The sequence below is a fragment of the Terrabacter sp. NPDC000476 genome, from assembly GCF_040300125.1.
In the GTDB taxonomy this organism is placed as follows: domain Bacteria; phylum Actinomycetota; class Actinomycetes; order Actinomycetales; family Dermatophilaceae; genus Terrabacter.
Genome location: NZ_JBEPDF010000001.1, coordinates 2,513,830 through 2,536,307 on the forward strand (window position 1 = coordinate 2,513,830; position 22,478 = coordinate 2,536,307).

General features: G+C 73.4%; 22 protein-coding genes. 10 read left to right on the forward strand and 12 right to left on the reverse strand.

Annotated elements, in window-relative coordinates:
- Positions 1 to 26: 26 nt before the first annotated feature.
- Positions 27 to 1,229 (forward strand): MFS transporter, encoded by a 1,203-nt coding sequence (locus ABT295_RS11790; protein ID WP_352394540.1) that lies wholly within the window; start codon positions 27 to 29, stop codon positions 1,227 to 1,229.
- Here ABT295_RS11790 and pdxR read toward each other — a convergent pair.
- Entirely contained in the window at positions 1,180 to 2,676 is a 1,497-nt protein-coding gene (gene pdxR, locus ABT295_RS11795; RefSeq protein WP_352394541.1) for a MocR-like pyridoxine biosynthesis transcription factor PdxR, read from the reverse strand. The two genes, ABT295_RS11790 and pdxR, sit on opposite strands and share 50 nt — an antisense overlap.
- Positions 2,677 to 2,756: 80 nt before the next feature.
- Between pdxR and ABT295_RS11800 the strand changes: the two genes are divergently transcribed.
- Positions 2,757 to 4,130 carry an APC family permease gene (locus ABT295_RS11800; RefSeq protein WP_352394542.1) on the forward strand — a complete coding sequence of 458 codons (1,374 nt, stop codon included), beginning with the start codon at positions 2,757 to 2,759 and terminating at the stop codon, positions 4,128 to 4,130.
- On the opposite strand, the gene ABT295_RS11805 is transcribed toward ABT295_RS11800, so the two are convergent.
- The gene (locus ABT295_RS11805) at positions 4,091 to 4,624 is read right to left on the reverse strand and encodes a GNAT family N-acetyltransferase (protein WP_352394543.1); all 534 of its coding nucleotides are present in this window, start codon (positions 4,622 to 4,624) and stop codon (positions 4,091 to 4,093) included. The genes ABT295_RS11800 and ABT295_RS11805 overlap by 40 nt on opposite strands.
- A gap of 812 nt (positions 4,625 to 5,436) precedes the next feature.
- Here ABT295_RS11805 and ABT295_RS11810 point away from each other — a divergent pair.
- From ABT295_RS11810 to ABT295_RS11820, 3 genes are read left to right on the forward strand one after another with little or no spacing between them, the layout of a single operon-like run.
- Entirely contained in the window at positions 5,437 to 6,978 is a 1,542-nt protein-coding gene (locus ABT295_RS11810) for a RelA/SpoT-related domain-containing protein (protein WP_352394544.1), read from the forward strand.
- A gap of 55 nt (positions 6,979 to 7,033) precedes the next feature.
- Positions 7,034 to 7,462, forward strand: a complete 429-nt coding sequence (locus ABT295_RS11815) for a YciI family protein (protein WP_352394545.1) — start codon at positions 7,034 to 7,036, stop codon at positions 7,460 to 7,462.
- Positions 7,463 to 8,737 (forward strand): DUF6596 domain-containing protein, encoded by a 1,275-nt coding sequence (locus ABT295_RS11820; RefSeq protein ID WP_352394546.1) that lies wholly within the window; start codon positions 7,463 to 7,465, stop codon positions 8,735 to 8,737.
- Here ABT295_RS11820 and ABT295_RS11825 read toward each other — a convergent pair.
- A complete protein-coding gene (locus tag ABT295_RS11825; protein WP_352394547.1) occupies positions 8,724 to 9,281 on the reverse strand; it encodes a DinB family protein in 558 nt (185 codons plus the stop codon). The two genes, ABT295_RS11820 and ABT295_RS11825, sit on opposite strands and share 14 nt — an antisense overlap.
- Positions 9,282 to 9,352: 71 nt before the next feature.
- On the opposite strand from ABT295_RS11825, the gene ABT295_RS11830 reads away from it, so the two are divergent.
- Genes ABT295_RS11830 through ABT295_RS11840 form a run of 3 tightly spaced genes read left to right on the forward strand, consistent with a single transcriptional unit; the run spans position 9,353 to position 12,722 of the window.
- On the forward strand, positions 9,353 to 9,979 hold the full coding sequence (locus ABT295_RS11830) for a LysE family translocator (RefSeq protein WP_352394548.1): 627 nt from the start codon (positions 9,353 to 9,355) through the stop codon (positions 9,977 to 9,979).
- A gap of 35 nt (positions 9,980 to 10,014) precedes the next feature.
- The gene (locus tag ABT295_RS11835; protein ID WP_352394549.1) at positions 10,015 to 11,433 is read left to right on the forward strand and encodes an FAD-binding oxidoreductase; all 1,419 of its coding nucleotides are present in this window, start codon (positions 10,015 to 10,017) and stop codon (positions 11,431 to 11,433) included.
- Entirely contained in the window at positions 11,430 to 12,722 is a 1,293-nt protein-coding gene (locus ABT295_RS11840; protein WP_352394550.1) for a class I SAM-dependent methyltransferase, read from the forward strand. The genes ABT295_RS11835 and ABT295_RS11840 overlap by 4 nt, the downstream gene beginning before the upstream one ends.
- Here ABT295_RS11840 and ABT295_RS11845 read toward each other — a convergent pair.
- Genes ABT295_RS11845 through ABT295_RS11865 form a run of 5 tightly spaced genes read right to left on the reverse strand, consistent with a single transcriptional unit; the run spans position 12,719 to position 14,984 of the window.
- Positions 12,719 to 13,186, reverse strand: coding sequence for a hemerythrin domain-containing protein (locus ABT295_RS11845; protein WP_352394551.1), 468 nt, complete (start codon positions 13,184 to 13,186; stop codon positions 12,719 to 12,721). The two genes, ABT295_RS11840 and ABT295_RS11845, sit on opposite strands and share 4 nt — an antisense overlap.
- A gap of 30 nt (positions 13,187 to 13,216) precedes the next feature.
- On the reverse strand, positions 13,217 to 13,477 hold the full coding sequence (locus tag ABT295_RS11850) for a metal-sensitive transcriptional regulator (RefSeq protein ID WP_345505894.1): 261 nt from the start codon (positions 13,475 to 13,477) through the stop codon (positions 13,217 to 13,219).
- 54 nt (positions 13,478 to 13,531) lie between these two features.
- Complete coding sequence (locus ABT295_RS11855; RefSeq protein WP_352394552.1) at positions 13,532 to 13,867, reverse strand: YnfA family protein; 336 nt, start codon at positions 13,865 to 13,867, stop codon at positions 13,532 to 13,534.
- Between the two features lie 43 nt (positions 13,868 to 13,910).
- Positions 13,911 to 14,309, reverse strand: coding sequence for a VOC family protein (locus tag ABT295_RS11860; protein WP_352394553.1), 399 nt, complete (start codon positions 14,307 to 14,309; stop codon positions 13,911 to 13,913).
- A gap of 54 nt (positions 14,310 to 14,363) precedes the next feature.
- Positions 14,364 to 14,984, reverse strand: coding sequence for a class I SAM-dependent methyltransferase (locus ABT295_RS11865; protein WP_352394554.1), 621 nt, complete (start codon positions 14,982 to 14,984; stop codon positions 14,364 to 14,366).
- Positions 14,985 to 15,075: 91 nt separating this feature from the next.
- On the opposite strand from ABT295_RS11865, the gene ABT295_RS11870 reads away from it, so the two are divergent.
- Positions 15,076 to 15,594, forward strand: coding sequence for a flavodoxin family protein (locus tag ABT295_RS11870; protein ID WP_352394555.1), 519 nt, complete (start codon positions 15,076 to 15,078; stop codon positions 15,592 to 15,594).
- Here the strand turns inward: ABT295_RS11870 and ABT295_RS11875 are convergent.
- Positions 15,587 to 16,561: an alpha/beta fold hydrolase gene (locus ABT295_RS11875; protein ID WP_352394556.1), complete on the reverse strand. Its 975-nt coding sequence runs from the start codon at positions 16,559 to 16,561 to the stop codon at positions 15,587 to 15,589. The genes ABT295_RS11870 and ABT295_RS11875 overlap by 8 nt on opposite strands.
- Positions 16,562 to 16,667: 106 nt before the next feature.
- Here ABT295_RS11875 and ABT295_RS11880 point away from each other — a divergent pair, with 106 nt between their 5' ends.
- Positions 16,668 to 17,486, forward strand: coding sequence for an HAD-IIA family hydrolase (locus tag ABT295_RS11880; RefSeq protein ID WP_352394557.1), 819 nt, complete (start codon positions 16,668 to 16,670; stop codon positions 17,484 to 17,486).
- 3 nt (positions 17,487 to 17,489) lie between these two features.
- Here ABT295_RS11880 and ABT295_RS11885 read toward each other — a convergent pair whose 3' ends face one another.
- The 3 genes from ABT295_RS11885 to ABT295_RS11895 all read right to left on the reverse strand — a co-directional run bounded on the left by ABT295_RS11885 (position 17,490) and on the right by ABT295_RS11895 (position 22,407).
- Complete coding sequence (locus ABT295_RS11885; protein WP_352394558.1) at positions 17,490 to 19,166, reverse strand: HAD family acid phosphatase; 1,677 nt, start codon at positions 19,164 to 19,166, stop codon at positions 17,490 to 17,492.
- Between the two features lie 165 nt (positions 19,167 to 19,331).
- Positions 19,332 to 21,113 carry an NAD(P)-binding domain-containing protein gene (locus ABT295_RS11890; protein ID WP_352394559.1) on the reverse strand — a complete coding sequence of 594 codons (1,782 nt, stop codon included), beginning with the start codon at positions 21,111 to 21,113 and terminating at the stop codon, positions 19,332 to 19,334.
- A 118-nt stretch (positions 21,114 to 21,231) separates the two neighbouring features.
- Positions 21,232 to 22,407, reverse strand: a complete 1,176-nt coding sequence (locus ABT295_RS11895; protein ID WP_352394560.1) for a helix-turn-helix domain-containing protein — start codon at positions 22,405 to 22,407, stop codon at positions 21,232 to 21,234.
- Between the last annotated feature and the right edge of the window lie 71 nt (positions 22,408 to 22,478).

A 22,478-nucleotide genomic window follows, 5' to 3' on the forward strand; every position in this document is an offset into this window, starting at 1 on the left:
AGGGGCGGGACCGACAGGGTCCGAGCGTGACACCGTCGCTGCCCACGTCCTCGCTGGTGCGTTCCCGGCTCGCCGCCGGCACCGCCTTCTTCGTCCAGGGCCTGCTCTTCATCTCCCTGACGACCCGCCTGCCGCAGGTGCAGCAGAAGTGGTCGCTCGACGAGCTCGCCGTGAGCGGCTTGCTGCTCATGGTCGTGCTGCTCGCGGGCGTCGGCTCCGTCGTCGCCGAGCTCGTCGCCGGACGGTCCTCGAGCGCCGTCGTCGTCCGCGTCGGCCTCGTCGCCGCGACCGCGGGGTTCGCCGTCCTGCTCGTCGCGCCCACCTTCGGGGTCTTCGCCGCCGGGCTCGCCCTCTACGGGCTGGCCCTAGGTCTCGTCGACGCGTCGTCCAACATGCAGGCCGTCACCGTCGAGCACCTCTACGGCCGGCCGATCCTGCCGTCCTTCCACGGGTTCTGGACCGCCGGCGGCATCCTCGGCACGCTCGTCACCCTCGCCACGGCCGACGTCGAGCTGGGCCCGGCGCTGCTGCCCCTGCTCTTCGTGCCGGTGGCCGCCCTGGCCGCGCCCTACGTGCGCCGCGACCGGCTCGCCGCGCCCGGCGCCGCGGTCGCCGTACCATGGCGCCGCATCGCGCTGCTCGGCCTCGCCATGGTGCTCTTCTACATGGTCGACACCGCTGCCACGACGTGGGGCCCGGTCTACCTCGACGGCACGCTCGACGCCCCCACCGGCCTGACCGCCCTCGCCACGCTCCCCTACCTCGTCGCGACCCTGCTGGCCCGCGCGGTCGGTGACCGGCTCGTCGACCGTCACGGCCCGGTCTGGTTGCTGCGGATCAGCGGGGTCGTCGCCGCGCTCGCGCTCGCCGTCATCGTCTTCGCTCCCACGTGGGTCGTCGCCGTGGTCGGGTTCACCGTGCTCGGTGGGGCCGTGGCCACCATCGCCCCGCTCAGCTTCTCCGCCGCCGGGGCGCTGGCCGGGGGTGGCGACGCGTCCGCCGGCGACCGCATCGACACGGTCGACGCGGTCATCGCGCGTTTCAACCAGTTCAACTACGTCGGCGCCCTGCTCGGTGCGGTGCTCACCGGCGCCGTGGGGGCCGACGACCTGCGCCTCGGCTTCGCGGTCCCCATGGTGCTGGTGCTCGGCATCGTCCCGCTCGCGACGCAGTTCGCGATCATCCGCCGCCGGGTGCCCGGCGAGACGGTTCCCGACCCGACGCGCTGAGCGCGTCGCGCAGCACGTCGCGCAAGACGGCGAGGGCCGGGCGCACCTGCTCGACGGGGACCGCACCCATCCCGATCACGAAACCGTGCCGGGGCCGCTGCTCGACGTGGCGCACCGACAACGGCTCCACGAGCAGCCCCGCCCGCAACGACCGGGCGGCCAGCTCGACGTCGTCGGCGCCGGGGTCACGCAGCAGCGTGCACACGTGCAGGCCGGCCGCGGAGGGCACGACCTCGAGCCACGGCGCGAGGCCGCCCTCGCGCGTCAGCTCGTCGAGCAGGGCGTCCCGGCGAGCGCGGTAGACCTTCGTCGCGCGCCGCACGTGCGCCGCGTGGTGCCCCTCGGCGAGGAAGTCGGCGAGCGCCTCCTGGGTGGTGGTGTCGCCGTCCCAGACGGTCACGCGCTTCGCCTCCCGCAGGGCGGGGGTGAGGCTGGCCGGGGCGACGGCGTAGCCCACGCGCAGGGCCGGCAGGAGGGACTTGGAGAACGACCCGACGTAGACGACCCGACCGTCGCGGTCGAGGCTCTGCAGCGGCTCGAGGGGGCGCTCGGCGAAGCGGAACTCGCTGTCGTAGTCGTCCTCGACGACGACGGCGTCGTGCCGGACGGCCCACTCCAGCAGGGCGACCCGCCGGGCCCGCGACATCGCGACGCCGGTCGGGTGCTGGTGCGAGGGCGTGACGTGCACGAGCCTCGCGGCGTCCGGCAGCGCGTCGACGACGAGACCCTCGCCGTCGACGGGGACGCCGCGCACGACGGCTCGGTGGGTCGTGAGCAGGCGGGTGGCCGCCGCGTAGCCGGGGTCCTCGACGGCGACGACGTCGCCCGGCTCGAGGAGCACGCGGGTCACGAGGTCGAGGGCCTGCTGGGCGCCCGCGGTCGTCACGACGTCCTGCCCGGCGGCGACGACCGAGCGGGACGCGCCGACGTGCCGGGCGATCTCCGCCTCGAGGCGCGTGCCCGCCGACCCGGTGCCGGGGTCGGCGTAGGTGCGCGTCGAGAGCCAGCCGCGGCGCAGCGCCCCCCGGACGAGCCGCTGCCACGTCGCGAGCGGGAAGAGCGAGACGTCCGGCACCCCCACGGAGAGGTCGTGCACGACGCCGGTCGCGAGGTCGGGCACGAGGTCGGCTGCTGGCCCCGTCGTCGCCCAGAGGGGCGTCGGCGCGATCGCGCCCACCCGGGCGCGACGAGCGTCGGACGGCGGAGCGCAGCCGTCCGCGACGAAGGTGCCCGACCCGCGCCGGGCCTCGAGCAGCTCCTCGGCGAGCAGGCGGTCGTATGCCGTCGCCACCGTCCCGCGCGAGACGCCGAGCTCCGCGGCCAGCTCGCGCGTCGAGGGCAGCCGGTCACCCCCGCGCAGACGACCGCCGAGGACGGCCGCACGCAGCTGGGAGTAGAGCTGGGCCGTCAGGTCCCCCGAGCCCGTCGACGTGAGGTGGACGTCCATCGCCCGAGCCTAGAGTGGTCCAAACGAATGCACCAGAAGTGGAACTTCCGACAGGTCCACCCTTGCGGCAGGCTCGACCCATGGCCAGCACCGCACGCGCTCCGCACTCCACCACCGTCCCCCGCGGGTCGAGCGGGTCGAGCGGGTCGAGCGGGTCGAGCGTGTCGGGCGAGTCGGGCGGGATCGGCGGTTCGCTGACGGTCCCGCAGGGCGCGGCCCTGTCGGTGGGTGCCGTGCTCGGCACCGGCGTCATCACCCTGCCCGCACTCGCGGCCGACGTGGCGGGGCCCGCGTCCCTCGTGGCCTGGGCGGCGCTCGTCGTGCTGTCGGTCCCCCTGGCGAGCACCTTCGCCGCGCTCGGCGCGCGGCACCCGGACCGCGGGGGGGTCTCGACCTACGTGCGACAGGCGTTCGGCGAGCGGGCCGCCGCGGCGGTCGGGTGGTGCTTCTACTGGGCCGTGCCGGTCGGGGCGCCGCCGGCGTCCATGATGGCCGGCGGCTACGTCGCGAACGTCGTCGGGGGTGGCCGCACGACCACGGCGGTGGTGGCAGCCGCGCTCGTCCTCGGGACGGGCGCGATGAACCTCGTCGGGCTGCGCTTCTCCGGCCGGGCGCAGCTGGCGCTCGCGTCGGTGCTGGCCCTGCTCATGCTCGCCACCATGGCCGTGGCGCTCCCGCACGGTACGACCGCGTCGCTGACTCCCTTCGCACCTCACGGGTGGGCCGCCGTGGGCACGGCCGCCGCGGTGCTCGTGTGGGGTTTCGCCGGGTGGGAGGCCGTGGCCTCGCTGGCCGGCGACTACCGCCACCCCGGGCGCGACGTGCCGCGGTCGACGGCCGTGGCGGTGGGCGTCGTGGGCGTGCTCTACCTCGGCCTCGCGGCGACGAGCATCCTCGTGCTGGGTCCTGCGGCGGGGCGCAGCCGGGCTCCGCTCTCCGACCTGCTGGCCCTCACCCTCGGCGAGCAGGCGAGGGTGGTGACCGCGGTCGTCGCGGTGCTGCTCACCGTCGGGGCGATGAACGCCTACTTCGCCGGAGGGTCGCGGCTGGGGGCGGCGCTGGCCCGCGACGGCGCGCTGCCGGCCTGGCTCGCCCGGGGCCACGAGGCCGGCGAGGTGCCGCGTCGCAGCGTCCTCGTCGTCACCGCCAGCTCGCTCGTCTCGCTCACCGTGGCCGTGGTGCTCGACCTGGGTCTCGCGCCGCTGATGCTCCTCGCGACGGGGTGCTTCACGCTCGTCTACGTGCTCGGCACCGCGGCCGCGCTCCGCCTCCTGCCCCGGGGTTCGGGCGTGTGGTGGACGGCGCTCGTCGCAAACGCGTCGGTGTGCGCGCTGCTCGTGCTGAACGGCGTGCACGCGCTGTGGGCGCTCGGGGTGGCCGCCCTCGCCCTGCTCTACCGCTCGGGCGCCGCCCGTCAGCCCCGGTTGGCCCAGCGCTCCGGCGTCGTGCGGTAGACGCGCGACTCGTCCTCGTACCACTTCGTCATGACGCCGAGGTCGTCGAGACCGAGGCGCCGACAGACCGCCTGCGACCGCTCGTTCGTCGTGTGGGTGATCGCGTAGACCTCCGGCAGGCCGGCGTCGAAACCGTGCTGGATGGCCGCCGTGGCGGCCTCGGTGGCGTAGCCGTGACCCCACGAGTCGGGGTGCAGGTGCCAGCCGACCTCGACCTCGTCGTGCTCCGCGTTCGGCAGGGTCAGCAGGATGACCGATCCCGCGACGACGCCCGTCTCGCGCACCTCGACCGCCCAGAACCCGAGCGGCGGCACCTCGCTGCGCACGGTGTAGCGGTCGATCCGGGCGTGCGCCTCGTCGAGGTCCTTCATGAGCACCGGCTCGCCGTCGCCGAGCCACTTGACCACCTCGACGCGGCTCTGGATGTCGAGCAGGCGCTCGGCCTCGTCATGGGTCCAGGGACGGATCAAGAGGCGTGCCGTCTCGAGCTGCATGGCCACACGCTCGCACCCGGCACACCCTCGCGTCCACGCCATTCCGGCCCGCTGCCTCTGCGTTGCGTCCCCACACGACGCACCCGCCCACCCGAACCCGAACCCGCACCGGACCGAACCCCAGCCCCACCCACCGCCACGGCCTCTGCATTGCGTCCCCACACGACGCACGCGTCATGCACGCCATCGCCTCGGCAGACCATGGGCACGCGTCCCCGAACGACGCAACGCAGAGGCAGCGAGGCCCGTCCCCCACTCAGCGCCAACGCCCCGGCCCGCTCGCGTCCCCAGACGACGCAACGCAGAGTCAGCGAGACCCGGTCCCGACATAGCCTCACCCCCCCGGATCGCACGCGTCCCCAGACGAGGCAACGCAGAGGCAGCGATAGCCGCCCCCCACCACCCAGCGCCAGCGCTTCGACCCGCACGCGTCCCCATGCGACGCAACGCAGAGGCAGCGATAGCCGCCCCCCACCACTCAGCGCCAGCGCTTCGACCCGCACGCGTCCCCAGGCGACGCAACGCAGAGGCAGCGAGACCTGCCCCCACTCAGCGCCAGCGCCAGCGCCTCGGCCCGCACGCGTCCCCTGACGACGCAACGCAGAGGCAGCGAGGTCTGTCTCCACCGGCCTCCCGGCCCTGGCCGCTTCCCGGCGCGACGCAATGTAGAGCGCCCGAGGAGGCACGTCGGGAGGCGCGCGCAGGGACACCTCAGCCGACCCTCGTCCACAGCCCCCTGGCCGCACGGCCGGCTGTCCACAGGCGGCGGCGACGCCCTCACGCCGGATCGCCCACCGCGGCACGGTGGTCCCATGACGCTCGCCCTCGGACACGGAGTCGACGCCTTCGGCAACGCCCTGCGGCACACGCGCCGCACCTACCTGCTGAGCCAACGGGCCCTCGCCGAGCGTCTCGGCGTCTCGCCGAGCCGCATCGCCAAGCTCGAGAGCGGCAACCTCGGCATCACCCTCGAGGCGGCCGTCTCGCTCTACCGCACGATCGGCTACTCCGTCGGGTTGGCCCACGTGTTCCCGTGCCCGCACAGCGAGCAGGTGCACCCGCGGTGCGACGACTGGGAGTCCGACGGCGCGGTCGGGCTCGTCGACGGCAGGCTGCGGGCGTTCCCGGCGCACGGCGCGGTGGACGCCTGGATCCCGAGCTGGTGGGGCGCGCGCCACGGCTGGGGAGCCTCCCAGCGCGAAGACCTCTGGTGGCACCACGACCACCGGTCGCCACCCGAGTTCCCCGCACGGCAGGATGTCCGCATGTCCGACAGCGACGGCGCAGGCGCGACGACCGGCTCCTCCTCCCACCCCTCCCACTCCTCCGAGACGAGCGAGACCGCCGAGATGGGTGAGGTCGCCCGGGCGTATGCCGCGATCCGGCCCGAGGTGGAGGCCGCGACAGCGCTGTTCGTCGAGATGGTGACGGGGCTGCTCGACGAGGCCGGCATCAACTACCTCAGCGTGGGCGGGCGGACGAAGACGGTCGCGTCGTTCGCGTCCAAGGCCGAGCGCCGCCGGGACGGCCAGCTGCTCTACCCGGACCCGCTCACCGACATCACCGACCAGATCGGCGTGCGCGTCATCACCTTTGTGCACGACGACGTCACGGCCGTGGCCGAGCTGCTCGCCGAGGAGCTCGCCGTCCTCGACGACCGCGACATGGGCCTCGAGACCGCCCGCTCGGGCCGCTTCGGCTACGCCAGCCGCCACCAGCTCGTCGCCGTCGACGCGAGCCGCACGGTCCCGACGCGCTACGAGCCGCTGAGGAGACGCAGCGCCTCGGTGCAGATCCGCACCGTGCTGCAGCACGCCTGGGCCGAGTTCGAGCACGACATCCGCTACAAGGGCACGGTGCCCGAGGAGCACGCCCACGACCTCGACCGTCGCTTCACCCTCGCCGCCGGCCTCATCGAGCTCGCGGACCGCGAGTTCTCGGCCATCCGCGACCGGCTCCAGATGGCCCTGCCGGCCAGCCCGCCCGACCCGGAGGTGCAGGACCCCCGGATCAGCACCCAGGACCTCGCGAAGTTCCTCGCCTCGAAGTACGCCGACGCCGGTTGGTCCCGGACCGACCACTACACGTGGGTGTCCGGCCTGCTCCTCGAGCTCGGCATCACCTCCGTCGACGACCTCGCCGCGGTCGTGGCCCCGGTCGACGCCGCCGACCTCATCGTCCGGATGGGCTACAAGTACCCGCCGGGAGCGGTGCGCCGCCTCGACGACGCCCTGCTCGCGACCTTCGGCACGCGCTACCTCGACCTCGAGGGCAACGCGCACCGCCGCGCCTCGCTCCAGGGACGGCTCGAGAAGCTCGATGTCGATTCCCGGAGGTCGAGTTCGTCAGGATGATGTGGCGAGGGTCGCCACCCCGCGCACCGCGCGTCAACTCGAACAGGATCCGACCATGGCCGACACGTACGTCTACCTCATCCACGAAGGCGACTGGGACTCCGACGCCTTTCTCGGTGGCGACACCGACTCCGCCCCCGCGGGCAGGGACCCCGCAGGGCCGGCGACCGCTGGACCCGACCTCGACGCCAGGTTCCCCGAGCACAAGGCGTTCCAGCGGGCCGTGGCCGAGATGGGCGCCCGCATCATCGGAGGAGCACCGCTCCACCACTCGCGGCACGGGGGCACCGTCCGGCCCGGAGCCGTCGACCGCGCCGTCGAGGACGCCGTCTACACCGACGGCCCCTTCCCCGACACGTCCGAGGTCATCACCGGCTTCTACATGGTCGAGACCGACGACGAGGACACCGCACGGCGCGTGGCCGCGCTCGTGCCCACCGGCGGCCACGTCGAGTGGCGCAAGGTCTTCCCGACAGGGATGTGAGTGCCGCTCGGTTCGGGTGAGTTCGAGGAGGCGTGGCCGCGCATCGTGCGTGCCCTCGCCTCCTTCACCGGGAGCCTCGACGACGCGGAGGAGTATGCCGCCGAGGCCGTCGCCCGGGCCGCCGCGCACGAGCGCGACGGCGGGGTACCCATCGAGTCGTATGCCGCGTGGTGCACCTCGGTGGCCAGGCGGGCTTGGCTCGACGACGTCAGGCGCCGGAGCACGCTGCGCCGGCTGACCCCGGAGCTCGCCCGGCCCGAGGCGGACCACACCGCCATGGATGCCGACGACCTTCCCCTGCGCGGAACCGTCGACCTCGACGACCGCCTCGCGCTGCTCTTCGTGGCCTGCGACGAGGCCCTCTCCGCCACGTCCCGCATGGTGCTCGCGCTCCGTGTCGTGTGCGGCCTGACGATCCCGGAGATCGCCGGACACCTCGGCGTGCAGGAGACCGCCGCCGCCGCCCGCCTCACCCGCGCCAAGCGCGCCCTCGCCGAGGCGCGAGGCACCTTCAGCGTGCCCGACACCGCCGAACGCACACGCCGACTCCCCGTCGTGATCGCTTGCGTCGCAGGCATGTTCACGGTCGCCCACCGAACGGTGCTCGATCCGGCCGACGCGTTGGCCGACACCGGCCGGCAGGCTCTCTCGATCGCCGACGCGCTCGTCGCCGTCTACCCGGCCGACACCGAGGTCCGCGGACTGCGGGCCGTCATCAGACTCGGCCTGGCCCGCCGCCCGGGGCGCGTCGACGACAGCGGCACCGGGCTGGCCCTCGACGAGGTCGACCGCAGCCGGTGGGACGCCGGCCTGCTCCGGGCCGGACTCGCCGAGGCGACGCTCGCGGCCGCGGGCGACGGACGGTTCGCTCTCGAGGCCGCGATCGCCGGCCTGCACTCGAGCGCCCCCACCTTCGAGCGCACCGACTGGCCGAGGATCGTCACCGTCTACGGCGCGCTCGAGCAGCGGTGGCCCTCCCCCTCGGTCCGGGTGGCGCGTCTCGTCGCGACGGCGCACGCCATCGGCGTCGCCGACACCGCAGGCGACACGGCGACTCGCTCAGCCGCCCTCGCCGACGTCGAGCGCGAGCTCGCGTCGCTCGAGCAGCACGGACCGGCCTACGCGAGCCGGGACGCGTCGCTGGCGCTGGCCGACCTCGAGTGGCGCACCGGCCGGCAGGAGCAGGCCGCGGCGCGCTACCGCGACCTCGCCGAGGTCATGCCCGTGGAGGCGCTGCGCCGCTTCTGCCTCCGGCGGGCCGTCACTCCCCGGTGACGCCGTCGACGGCCTCGCGCAGGAGGTCGGCGTGCCCGTTGTGACGGGCGTACTCCTCGATCATGTGCAGCAGGATCCACCGCAGGGTGAACGTCTCGTCCTCCTTGCGCGAGAGCGTCGCCGACCGGAACTCGAGGCCACCCTCGGCGAGCGCCGCCTCGATGTCGCGGCGGGCCTGCTCGACGGCCTCGTCCATCAGCCGGCGCAGCTCCTCCGGGCTGTCGTCGCGCGCCGAGGTCATCTCCCAGTCACGGTCGGCGTCCCAGTCGGCGCTCGCCCAGGGCTCCGGCATCGGCCGCCCGTGCAGCACCTCGCCGAACCAGCTCGCCTCGTTGAGCGCGACGTGCTTGAGCAGCGCCCCCAGGGTCAGGGTCGAGGGCGCGAGCGGCTGGGCCAGCTGCTCGGCCGTCAGCCCCTCGGTCTTCTGGCGCAGGGTGTCGCGGTGGAAGTCGAGGAACGCGACGAGGGTGGTCGCCTCGTCGGCGGCGAGCGGCGGGTCGGTGCGGACGGTGTGGACGGCGGGCGGCTGCGACGAGGTCGTCATGGCCCCCGACGCTAGTGTCCGACCCGCGAAAACCGCCTGCCGATTTCCGCGACCGGGAGCAGACTGGTCCGGTGCCGTCCTCGAGCCAATGGGTCGCCTTCCTCGTCGCGTCCTTCCTCTTCATCCAGGTGCCGGGCCCCAGCCTGCTCTTCACCATCGGGCGCGCGCTGACGGTCGGCCGCCGTGAGGCGCTCCTCAGCGTCGTCGGCAACGCGATCGGCGTCACGGCCCAGGCCGTCTTCGTCGCCGTCGGCCTCGGTGCGGTCGTCGCCGCGAGCATCACCGCCTACACCGTCATCAAGGTCGCGGGCGCGGCCTACGTCATCTGGCTCGGCATCCAGGCGATCCGGCACCGGCACGAGGCGCGGGAGTCGCTCGAGGCACAGGTCTCGGCCAAGCGCGGGCACGCGCTGCGCGTCGGTGCCGTCGTCGGGCTGACGAACCCCAAGACGATCCTCTTCTTCGTGGCCTTCCTCCCGCAGTTCGTCGACGCCGGCGCCGGGCACGTCGGGGCCCAGATGGCCCTCCTCGGCGCGGTCTTCGGCGTCATGGCGGTCTGCAGCGACAGCATGTGGGCGCTGCTGGCCGCCCGGGCCCGGGAGTGGTTCTCCCGCAAGCCGTCCCGGCTCGACTCGCTCGGCGCCACGGGCGGCGTGATGATGGTCGGCCTCGGCGCCACGATGCTCGTCCGCGAGTAGCCCCGACTCCTGAGGAGATCTGTTTGACTGCGACGGTGGCAACCCCCTCGGTCACGTCCTCACCCTCGCGGCACGCACGCGCGCTGGCCGAGGTGACGCGGTCGTATGCCGCCCTCCCGCCCGACCTGCCGGTGCGGCTCGCCAAGCGCACGTCCAACCTCTTCCGCGACCGCCACGCGGCGGTCGGCCCGGGCCTCGACCTCTCGGCGTTCCGCGGGGTCGTCGAGGTGCGGCCCGCGCACGCCGAAGGGCCGGCCACGGCCCTCGTCGGCGGCCTGACCACCTACGAGCAGCTCGTCGACGAGCTGCTGCCCCACGGCTACGTCCCGCTCGTCGTGCCGCAGCTGCGCACCATCACGATCGGCGGGGCCGTGACCGGCCTCGGCATCGAGGCGGCCTCGTTCCGCAACGGGCTGCCGCACGAGTCGGTGCTCCAGATGCGCATCCTCACCGGCGACGGCGAGGTGGTGACGGCCACCCCGGACGGTGATCACGCCGACCTGTTCCACACCTTCCCGAACTCCTACGGCTCGCTCGGCTACGCCCTCGACCTGCTCATCGAGCTCGAGCCCACGCGTCCGTACGTGGCGCTGCGGCACGTACGGTTCGACTCGGTGGCCGCCCTCACCGGTGCTGTCGAGGAGGTCATGGCGACCCTGACGTGGGACGGCGACCGCGTCGACTTCGTCGACGGGGTCGTCTTCGGGCCGTCGGAGGCCTACCTGTGCCTCGGGCGGTGGACCGACCACCTCGAGGGCCAGGCACGGCCGAGCGACTACACGGGTGAGCAGGTCTTCTACCGCTCGATCCAGCAGCGGCGCACCGACGTCCTCACCGCCCACGACTACCTGTGGCGGTGGGACACCGACTGGTTCTGGTGCAGCCGCGCGTTCGGGGCGCAGCACCCCACCGTGCGCCGCCTCTGGCCGAGCCGGCTCCTGCGCAGCGACGTCTACTGGAAGATCGTCGCCTTCGAGAACCGCCACCACGTGATGGGTCGCATCGAGCGCCTGCGCGGCCTGCCGGGGCGGGAGCGCGTCGTGCAGGACGTCGAGATCCCGCTCGACGCGACCGCCGAGTTCGTCGACTGGTTCCTGCGCGAGGTGCCCATCGAGCCGGTCTGGCTCTGCCCGGTGCAGCTGCGCGAGCGGGAGCCCCGGGGCGAGACGCCGTGGCCGCTCTACCCGATGCGCCGTGGCGAGCGCTACGTCAACGTCGGCTTCTGGTCCACGGTGGCCGTCGCGCCCGGCGCCGCGGACGGCGACGTCAACCGCCGCATCGAGACCGAGGTCTCGCGGCTCGGGGGCCACAAGTCGCTCTACTCCGACGCGTTCTACGACGAGGCCACCTTCGCCGCGCTCTACGGCGGCACGGCATACGGCCCCGTCAAGCAGCGGTACGACCCGAGGGGACGGTTCCCCACGCTCTACGAGAAGGCGGTGCAGGCTCGATGACATTGACCGTGGGACAGGCGTTCGACCGCGTGTTCGGCCCCGAGGCCCCCGTGCGGGTCGTCGCGTGGGACGGCTCCGAGGGCGGCAGCCCCGACGGGCTCGTGCTGCGACTGACGAGCCCCGAGGCCCTCAACCACGTGCTCACCGCACCCGGCGACCTCGGGCTCGCCCGGGCATACCTGCTCGGCGACCTGCTCATCGAGGGGATCGACGAGGCGGACCCCTACGAGGTGCTGCGAGTCATCGGCGACGGGCTCACGCCGCACCGGCCGACCGGCCACGACGCCGTCGAGCTCGCCCGCTTCCTCGCCCACCACCCGCCGCACCCGCCGACCCTGCCGCCAGAGGAGACCCCGAGCCGTGCGCGCCGCCTGGGCCAGGGCCTGCGGCACGCCCGCTCGCGCGACGCCGCGGCCATCAGCCACCACTACGACGTGTCGAACGCCTTCTACGAGAAGGTGCTCGGCCCGTCGATGACCTACACGTGCGCGTGCTTCCCCACCGACGAGGCCTCGCTCGAGCAGGCGCAGGCGTACAAGTACGACCTCGTCGCGCAGAAGCTCGGGCTGCGGCCCGGCATGCGGCTGCTCGACGTGGGCTGCGGCTGGGGCGGCATGGTGCGGCACGCCGTGACGCACTACGGCGTCACTGCGCTCGGCGTCACGCTCTCGCGCGAGCAGGCGAGCTGGGCGCAGGCCGCCATCGAGGCCGAGGGGCTCTCCGGCCGGGCCGAGGTGCGCCACGCCGACTACCGCGACGTCACCGAGCGGGGCTTCGACGCGATCAGCTCGATCGGCCTCACCGAGCACATCGGTGTCGGCAACTACCCCGCCTACTTCCGCTTCCTGCGCGAGCGCCTCCGTGACGAGGGCCGGCTGCTCAACCACTGCATCACCCGGCCCGACAACCGGCACGCCGGGCTGCCCGAGCGCGGCTTCATCAACCGCTACGTCTTCCCCGACGGCGAGCTGACCGGCAGCGGCGACATCGTGCGCGTGATGGAGGACGAGGGCTTCGAGGTGCGCCACCACGAGAACCTGCGCGAGCACTACGCGCGCACCTGCGCGGCGTGGAACGCCAACCTCGCGAAGCACTGGGACGACTGCGTCGAGCTCGCGGGCCTGGGGCGCGCCCGGGTGTGGGGTCTCTACCTCGCCGGGTCGCGACTGGCCTTCGAGCGCAACGAGATCCAGCTGCACCAGGTGCTCGCCTCGCGCACGAGCCACGAGGGTGTGTCGGGCTTCCCGTTGCGGCCCCGGGTGGAGCCGGAGGGCGTGCGGGGCGCCTAGCCGGAGCCGCCGAGGTCGACGTCGTAGGCCTCGTAGACGAGGTCGCCGCCCTTCTGCCGGTGCCGCACGAGGCGCCCGACGAGCACGGTCAGCTCCTCGCGGAAGACGGGGAGGTCGGCCACCGTGCCACCGTGCTCGAGCACCGCGAGGTAGCCGTGCAGCGCCGCGCGGAGGTCGCGGTGCTCCTCGAGCAGTCGGTCGACGCGGCCGGAGAGCCGCGGCGCGCTGTGCCGGGCGCGGTCGTAGATGCCGCCCGGGCTCTCGGTGAGCGCGACGTGGTCGTCGAAGTCGTGGGCCAGCTCGGCGAGCGCGGCCCGCACGCGCTCGCGCCACATGCCGCCCCGGGCGATGGGCGACTCGAGGGCGAGGTCGACGGCCGCGACCGACTCACGCAGCTCGGAGCGGTGCCGCCGCACCTGCTCGAGGTGGGCGGCGAGGGACTGGACGGTCGACTCGACGTTCATGGGCACCTCCGTGCCCTCCATGGTCGCGCGTCAGGCGAGCGAGAGGAAGAGCTTCTCCATCTGCGCGACGTCCATCGTCTCCCCGTCGGGGTTGGTGATGCACTCGCGCAGCCCGGTCGCGATGACGGCGAAGCCGGCCCGGTCGAGGGCCTTCGAGACCGCGGCGAGCTGCGTGACGATGTCCTTGCAGTCGCGCCCCTCCTCGATCATCTTGACGATGCCACCGATCTGGCCACGGGCACGGTTGAGCCGGCGGATCACCGCCTGCATCTCGTCGAGGTCGAGCTCCACGGCGTCCTCCTCAGGGTCCGACGATCGCTCCAGCATACCCCCAGCCGTATGAGGTCAGCCCGAGCGGGGCGCATACATGATGAGCGCGACGCCGACGAGGCACACGAGCGCGCCGGCGACGTCCCACCGGTCGGGGCGGAAACCGTCGGCGACCATGCCCCAGACCAGCGATCCGGCCACGAACACGCCGCCGTACGCGGCGAGGATGCGTCCGAAGCTCGCGTCGGGCTGCAGGGTGGCGACGAAGCCGTAGAGGCCGAGCGCGACGACGCCGGCGCCCATCCACACCCAGCCGCGGTGCTCACGCACGCCCTGCCAGATGAGCCAGGCGCCCCCGATCTCGGCGACGGCCGCGAGGAGGAAGAGCAGGATCGAACGGGTGACGGTCACGACGTCATCGTCGCACCGCACCTACCCGGCGCCCGGCCCCCGGTCACAGGTCGCCGGCGGCGCGACGCTCCTCGTCGCTGCGCAGGATGCAGAACTCGTTGCCCTCGGGATCGGCCATGACGACCCAGCCGCGCCCCTCGGGCGTGCGGCAGTCCTGCACGACGGTGGCGCCCATCCCCGTGACGCGCTCGACCTCCTCGTCGCGGGGGCGGTCGGTGGGCCGCAGGTCGAGGTGGACCCGGTTGCGCAGCACCTTGGCGTCCTCGACCTCGATGAAGAGCAGCCGGTGCGACCCGTCGGGCGAGAAGATCATGCACTCCTCGTGACCGGGCTCGTTGGGGTCGTCGGGGTCCTCGTGGTAGCCGAGCAGGTCGGCCCACCACACCGACTGGGCGTGGGCGTCGAGGGCGTTGACGGTCGTGTGCGAGAGCGTGAGGGCCATGGCGCCCATCCTCGCCAAGCGGGGCGCGCGCGGCCACGCAGTTTCGGACCGGCGTCAGGCCGTGCGTCCGAGCACGACGACGGTGTCGAGGGCGACGTGCGCACCGTCGTCGGCCTCGACCGGTCGCTCGCGCACCGCCGAGCTGCGCACCTGCACCGGCAGGCCCGCGGCCGCTGCGAGCACCTCGTCGGGGTCGTAGAGCACCGCGCGGTCGCTCGGCCCGCCCCAGCCCTCCTCGAGGTTGCGACCCGCGTGGCCGACGACGACGACGAGACCGCCCGGCCGCACCGCCTCGACGGCCGCCCGCAGCGCGAGGCGCCACTCCGGGGCGGGCAGCTGGAGGTAGCTGAGCAGCGCGAGGTCGAACGCCTCCGGCCCGCCGGGCGCCGGCTCCGTCGCGTCGGCGACGACCGGGGTCAGCCGCCCGGCCTCGTCGCCCAGGCGCTCGGCGGCGAGCCGGCGCATCCGGTCCACCGCCACGGCGCTGTAGTCGGCCGCCACGACGGTCCAGCCCTGCTGCACCATCCAGATGGCGTTGCGGCCCTCGCCGGCCGCGACGTCGAGCGCACGGCCGGGAGGCACCGGACCGACGACCTCCTCGACGAAGCGGTTGGGCTCCGCGGACCACACGAGGTCGTGCGCGGCATACCTCTCGTCCCAGGCCCTGGCATCCATGCGCCCATTGTGGCCCCGGCGGTCTGGTGCGTCACGATTCCCGGCCGGCCGCCACCCGCCTGCCTAGGCTGGAGAGCGGGAAGTGATCAGCATGAGCGTCCTCATCGTCCACGAGTCCATGTTCGGCAACACCCACGAGGTAGCCGAGGCCATCGCCGGCGGCCTCCGCCTCGGCAGGGCCCCCGACGACGGCGTGCGCGTCGTCCGCGTCGACGAGGCGCCCGCCGAGCTCGGCGACGACGTCGAGCTGCTCCTCGTCGGTGGCCCGACCCACGCCCTCGGCATGACCCGCCCGAACACCCGGGCCGACGCCGTGAGGCAGGGCGGCGCACCGGCGAGCGCGGGCGTGCGCGAGTGGATCGAGCAGCTGGCCCCGCGCGCCGACCTGCCCGTCGTCACCTTCGACACCCGCGTGCACGTGCGCCTGCTGCCCGGCTCGGCGGCCGGCGCCGCGACCAGGGCGCTGCGCCACCGCGGCTTCGCCCGGGCCGAGCGCGGCGAGACGTTCTGGGTCGAGGGCACACCGGGCCCGGTCGCGCCCGGTGAGCTCGCACGCGCCCGGCAGTGGGGCGTCGAGCTCGCGGCCCGGGTGTCACACGGCGTCAGCTGACGGCGCTGCGCCCCTCGCCGTGGTGCGGGATCGTCCTGAGCGACTCGAGCCACGGATCGAGCACCGCGAGCACCGCGTCGGGGGCCTCGAGCTGTGGCGTGTGCCCCACCCCGTCGAGGTATGCCGTGCGCCACCCCGGGTTGAGACGCGCGGCCCGCTTCGCCGCCGACACGGGCACGAGGCGGTCCCGGGTGCCGTGCACGAGCAGGACGGGCCGGTCGACCGTGCGCACGACGCGGTCGTAGTCGCGCCGGCCGCGCAGCACCCGCAGGAGCGAGCGGGCCGCGCCGAGGAACTCGGCCTCCGGGTCGGGCAGGGTGCGCCGCCAGGCCGCGAGCTCGACGCCCGCGTCGACGACGGCGGGGTCGGCCAGGGAGGGGTCGGCGAAGCACAGCGCGACCGTGCCGAGCACCCGCTGGCGGTCGGTGTAGCGCGTCGCGTAGCGGGACAGCACGAGCTCACCGACGCGGGGCACGGCATACAGGGCGAAGGTCGCAGCCACCTGCGGGTCCGGGCGCGCGCCCGGGTTGGGCAGCGCGGGGTCGACGAGCACGAGGCCGGCGACCTGCTCCGGGCGCCGGTCGGCGAGCAGCAGCGAGACCATGCCGCCCATCGAGTTGCCGACGAGCACGACGGGGCGGCCGAGCACCTCGTGGACGAAACGGCTGAGCAGGGCGGCGTTGTGGTGCACCCCGGTGCGCCGGCCGGCGGCGGGGCTCAGCCCGAAGCCGGGCAGGTCGAGCGCCACGACGCGGCGGCGCCTCGCGAGCGCCGGGCCGATGCCGACCCAGTTGAGGTGCGACCCGCCGAGGCCGTGCACGAGCACGAGCGGCGGCAGCCCGTCGGACGGAGCGGACTCCCCTGCCGCGAACTCGACCCAGTGCACCGGCCCGTCGAGGTCGGTCACGTGGCTCGTGGCCCCCCACGGGGTCGCGAGGCTGCTCGGCGTTGAGGGCGCACTCGTCATGACGGAAGGGTAACCGGCCGGTAACCGCGACCCGCTCGCACGCCCGAGGAGGACGAGCTCCACGAGGTTGGCCGTCGACGGCAGGTGGAGCCGACACAATGGCCCCATGAGCGATCCCCGGCCCGTCGAGACGTGGCTCACCGACATGGACGGCGTCCTCGTGCACGAGGAGGACGCGATCCCCGGCGCGGCCGAGTTCGTCCGCGCCCTCGAGGCGTCCGGGCGCTCGTTCCTCGTGCTGACGAACAACTCCATCTTCACCCCGCGCGACCTGCGCGCGCGGCTGCTCTCGAGCGGCATCGACGTGCCCGAGGCGGCCATCTGGACCTCGGCCCTCGCCACGGCGCAGTTCCTCGCCGAGCAGCGTCCGGGCGGCACGGCATACGTCGTGGGCGAGGCGGGACTCACGACGGCCATGCACGACGTCGGCTACGTCATGACCGACCGCGACCCCGACTACGTCGTGCTCGGCGAGACGCGCACCTACTCCTTCGAGGCGATCACCCGGGCGATCCGCCTCATCGAGAGGGGCGCCCGCTTCATCGCGACGAACCCCGACCCGAGCGGTCCGAGCCCGGCGGGCACCCTGCCGGCCACCGGCTCGGTCGCGGCCCTCATCTCGACGGCGACCGGCCGCCAGCCGTACTACATCGGCAAGCCCAACCCGCTCATGATGCGCAGCGCGCTCAACCGCCTCGACGCGCACTCGGAGACGACGATCATGATCGGCGACCGGATGGACACCGACATCATCAGCGGGCTCGAGGCGGGCCTGCGCACCGTGCTCGTGCTGACCGGCTCGACGAGCCGCGAGCAGGTGGAGCACTTCCCCTACCGACCGAGCCGGATCGTCGACTCCGTCGCGGACCTCGTCCGCTTCGTCGACGACCCGGCCGGGTCGGAACAGCCTGCCCGGGAAGGGTAGGGCTCAGGGCAGGTAGTACGTCGGGTTCGGCAGCTTGACCGCGCGGTCCGCATGCCCGCCGACCAGGTCGCTGAACTGGTCACCGAGGTTGCCGACGACGTCGTAGCCGAGGTCCTTCTCGATGTGCGCGCGCGTCGTCGACTTGTACTCGATCGTCGTGCAGGTCGGGTAGGCGACGCAGTGGCCCTGCATGTAAGCGGGCGGCTGCTCGCCCGAGCGCCACTTCGTGAAGTAGAGCGCGTCGGTGAACTGCGGGTAGCCCTGCTCGTGCAGGTTGGCGATCGTCGGGGCCTTCTGGCCCGTGTTGCGGCCGGTCAGGCCGATGACCGTGCAGCCCGAGCGGGCGACGGCCTTGACGAGAGAAGGCATTCCGGGCGTCGCCGGGAAGAGCTTGTTCTGCACCCAGTAGTCCTGGCGGGTCGGGTTGAAGACGAACTTCATGTCCGCGACCTCCATGTCGTAGGTCCACAGCGTCGTGTCGTCCGCGTCGAGCACGACGGCCGGACGCTTGCCGCGGCGCTCGCCCTGGTGGCACGCCTCGACGAGGCGCTCGGTGGTGCGGCGCTCGAGGGCGGCGAGCTCGGTGATGTACGGCGAGCGGGCCTTGTCGGCGATGCCGGTGCCCGGGTCGCCGTAGTAGGTGGCGATCGTCTTCTTGACCGAGTCGATGTTCGGGATGCCCTCGCCGCCCTGCGTGCGGCCGCTCGAGCCGTCCGGCGCCATCGTGAAGTGCGTGCGGGGCGTCAGCCACGGCTCCTTGACCCCGGGCAGGTTCGGCGACGGCAGGTAGTACGTCGGGTTGGGCAGCTTGACGTTGCGGTCGGCGTGGCCGCCCTGCAGGTCGGACCACTGGTCGCCGATGTTGAGCACGATGTCGTAGCCGAGGTCGCGCTCGATGTGCTGGCGCGTGCCGGCCTTGTACTCGACCGTCGTGCACTTCTCCGTCGCGCACGTGATGTAGGCCGGGGGCGTCGAGCCGGCCCACTTCGTGAAGTAGTGGTCCGGCGTGAAGGCGTTGTAGCCGACGTCCTTGAGGTTGCCGAGGGTCGCGTCCTTCTGCGCGGCGCCGCGGCCCGTCAGCCCGAAGATCGTGAAGCCCATGGTGTCGGCCTCGTTGACGAGGGCCGCCATGCCGGGCGTCGCGGGGAAGAGCTTGTTCTGCACCCAGTAGTCCTGGCGCACGGGGTCGAAGACGAACTTCATGTCGCCGACCTCCATGTCGTAGGTCCAGAGCGTCGTGTCGTCCGCGTCGAGCACGATGGCCGGCTTCTTGCCCGCGCGCTCCGCCCGGGCGTATGCGTGTCGCAGGCCCTCGCGCAGGTGCTTCGTCAGGCGCGTCATCTCCACGACGTACGGCGAGCTCGTGCGATCGGCCAGACCCGTGCCCGGGTCGCCGTAGTACGTCGCGATCGTCTTCTTGACGCTGTCGACGTTCGGGATGCCGGCGCCGTCGGGACGTGCGCCGCTCGAGCCGTCGGCCGCCATGACGAAGTGCGTGCGCGGCGTGAGGGGCTGGGTGTGCGACGAGCCGGGGCGGCCGTGGTCCCCGCCGTCGTGCCCGCCGTCGTGCCCACCGTCGTGGGCGAGGGCAGGGGCCGCGGTGGCGAGGACGATCGAGCCGACGACGGAGCCGACGGCGAGGACCGCGCGGGTGGTGGTGCGGGGCGTGGGACGCCTCATGGTTCACCTCTGGGGGGCTGTTCGGGTGCGGGTGGCCGCTCGACGCTAGCCCCGACAAAGCCCCCGTGGGGGTCTCGCGACCCGCCACGGGGGCAATCCCAGCGAAATGGCATCCGGCTCCCAGGTTGCACCCAGCCTCGGGCGCCCGGCGCGTGATGGAGCTCGTCAGGCGAGGTGGTGGGTCTCTGCCAGGGCGTAGACCGGGGTGTCGATCCCCTCCATCCGCGCCTTGAGCTGCAGCGCGAGGTAGCGCGAGTAGTGCCGCGACTGGTGCAGGTTGCCGCCGTGGAACCACAGGTTGTCCTGTCGGGTCGGCTTCCACATGTTGCGCAGCTCGCCCTCCCACGGCCCGGGGTCCTTCGTCGTGTCGGAGCCGAGGCCCCAGCACTTGCCCACGGCGTCGGCGACCTCCTGGCTGATGAGCCGGGCGGCCCACCCGTTCATCGAGCCGTAACCCGTCGCGTAGACGACGGCGTCGGCCTCGATGCGCGTGCCGTCGGTGAGCACGACCGAGTGCTCCTCGAGGTGGTCGACCTGGCCACGCACGAGGCGGATCGCACCCTTGGCCACGAGCTCGGAGGCGCCGATGTCGATGTAGTAGCCCGAGCCGCGGCGGAGGTACTTGAGGAAGAGCCCGGAGTCGTCGTCGCCGAAGTCGAGGTCGAAGCCGGCCGCCTCGAGCGCAGCGTAGAAGTCCTTGTCCTGCTCGCGGATCGCGTCGAAGGCCGGGCGCTGGAAGTCGGCGAGGATCTTGTACGGGATCGAGGCGAAGACGAGATCGGCTGTGTCGTGGTCGATCCCGGCTGCCACGGCCTCCTCCGAGTAGAGCGGCCCGAGCACCTTGTCCATGAGCGAGTCGGACCGCACGATGTGGGTGCTCGACCTCTGGAGCATGATCGGCTCGGCGCCGTTCTGCCACAGGTCCGCACAGATGTCGTGAGCCGAGTTGTTCGACCCGACGACGACGACCTTCTTGCCGACGTAGCGCGCACCGCCGGGGTGCTTGCTGCTGTGGTGCTGGTCGCCCTGGAAGACGTCCTGCCCGGGCAGCGTCGGCACGCTGGGGATGCCGCTCATGCCCGTCGCCAGCACGAGCTGCGCCGGGTGGAGCACGATCTCCCGCCCGTCCCGGGTCACGTGGACGGTCCAGCTGCCGGCGTCGGCGTCGAAGGTCGCCGACGTCGCCTCCGTGCTCGTCCAGTAGTCGAGCTCCATGACCCTGGTGTAGCTCTCGAGCCAGTCGCCCATCTTGTCCTTGGGCGTGAAGACCGGCCAGTGGTCGGGGAAGGGCAGGTAGGGCATGTGGTCGTACCAGACCGGGTCGTGCAGGCAGAGCGAGTGGTAGCGGCTGCGCCACTGGTCGCCCGGCCGCGCGTGCTTGTCGATGACGAGCGTCGGCACGCCGAGTCGCCCGAGCCGGGCCGCGAGGCCGATGCCGCCCTGTCCGCCACCGACGACGAGCACGTAGGGCTCGGCGTCGAGGCCGTAGGACTCGACTCGCTGGCGGCGCCGGTCGAGCCAGTTCTCGGTGGAGACGTTGACGCCGTGCTCGGCGCCGCGCGGGCGGCGCGCGCCGGAGGGTTCCGGGTGGTCGCGCAGCGCCTGGGCGCTCGTCAGGATCGTCCACGCGAGGCCGTCGCGCACCCGGACGAGCCCCTTGCCGGTGAAGGTCTCGTTGCCGAAGGTGAACCACGCCTCGTGCACGCCGTCGGCCTCCGACTCGCTCGTCACCTCGAGCTCGGCCGGCCACGCGCCGCGCCCGACGCCGGCGAGCATCGCCGCGACCTGCTCGCGACCCTCGGCCGTGTGCAGGTTCCACGTCATGCTGAGCAGGTCGCGCCAGTAGCACTCCTCGCCGAAGAGACCGGTGACCCGGTCGACGTCCCCGGCCGACAGCGCCTCCGAGAACCGCGCCAGCCACTCCCCTGCCGTTCGCTGCTCACCCATCGCCAACTCCTTCGTCCACGTGGTGGGGTCGGCTCGACGGTAGGCACCCGCGCGCGCGTCGCACAGGGTTGCAGAACGTTGCACCCCCCACCCCACGACGGGGGCGTATGCCGGGAGCTCAGCCCGCGTCGGGACGCACCGTCGCGCGCGCGGTCAGCCGGTAGGGCCGGCTGTCGACGAGGCCACCGAGGCGCTTGCGCAGGCGCGACATCTCGGCCCGGATCGTGACGGGGGTCGTGGCTCCCTCGAGGAGCGCCATGAGGGCGGCGGTGTCGAGGCCGGCCGGGTGCTGCGCGAGGAGCGCGACGATCTCGGCGTGCCGCTCGCTGAGGGCGATCTCGACGGTCGAGCCCGCCGTCGTCACGAGCACCCGGGGGCTCGGCCGGAGCACCACCTCGACGTGGGCCGGCGCCGGGGCCGCCTCGGCGAGCACCCATCCCCCGGAGATCCGCTCCGCCCGCACCTGGCCCATCTCCGGCACCCACAGCGTGCCCTCGTGCAGGCTCGGCACCCAGACCCGCTCACCGACGCCGTAGCCCTCCGCCCGGGCCACCCACCCGTGCGGGTCGACGACGACGAAGCGTCCCGACCCGGCATACGGCTCGCTGGCGCGCGCGACCCGCCGTAGGTCACGCTCGTGCTGCCCGGTGAGGGTGTCGACGGCCTCGCGCACGGCCATCGTGACGAGCATGAGCGTGTGCGGGTGGGCCGTGCGGAAGGCGCCGCTCAGGGTCACGACGCCGAGCGGCGTGCGCGCGCGGCGGTCGAGGATGGGGGCGCTCGTGCACACCCAGGCGTGCTGGTCCTCGCGGGCGTGCTCGGGCCCGAAGATCTGGACGGGCCGACGCTCCTCCATGGCCGTGCCGAGGGAGTTCGTGCCGACGTCACCCTCGCGCCAGCGGGCCCCCTCGACGAAGCCGAGCCCGTCGCTGCGCCGGCGGATCGGCGAGGGTCCGAACATCCACAGCGGGTAGCCCTCGTCGTCGCTGACGACGAGCTCGTTGCCGGCCTCCTGCGCGAGCGGGAGCAGGCGGTCCTTGAGCACCGGCACGACCGAGCCGAGCAGCCGGGAGCGCTCCCGGCGGGCGAGGAGCGCGTCGTCGGAGATCGGGGTCGAGATCTTGTCGCCCTCGGGCGACTGCCGCAGCCACGAGCGCGCGACGACGCCCCGCGCACCGGCCGGCACCTCGTGCGTGTGGGCCCAGGCGCGGTGCAGGCGCAGCAGGTCGCGGGCCTTGGCAGTGGGGTCCTCGAAGGCGGTCAGGGCCGCTTCGAGTCCGGAGGCTGTGGACATGCGCACCTTCGCGACGTCGACGCACGGTGTGTGTCGCGCCCGGGGCGTGGCACACGGCTTCTCGGCATCGT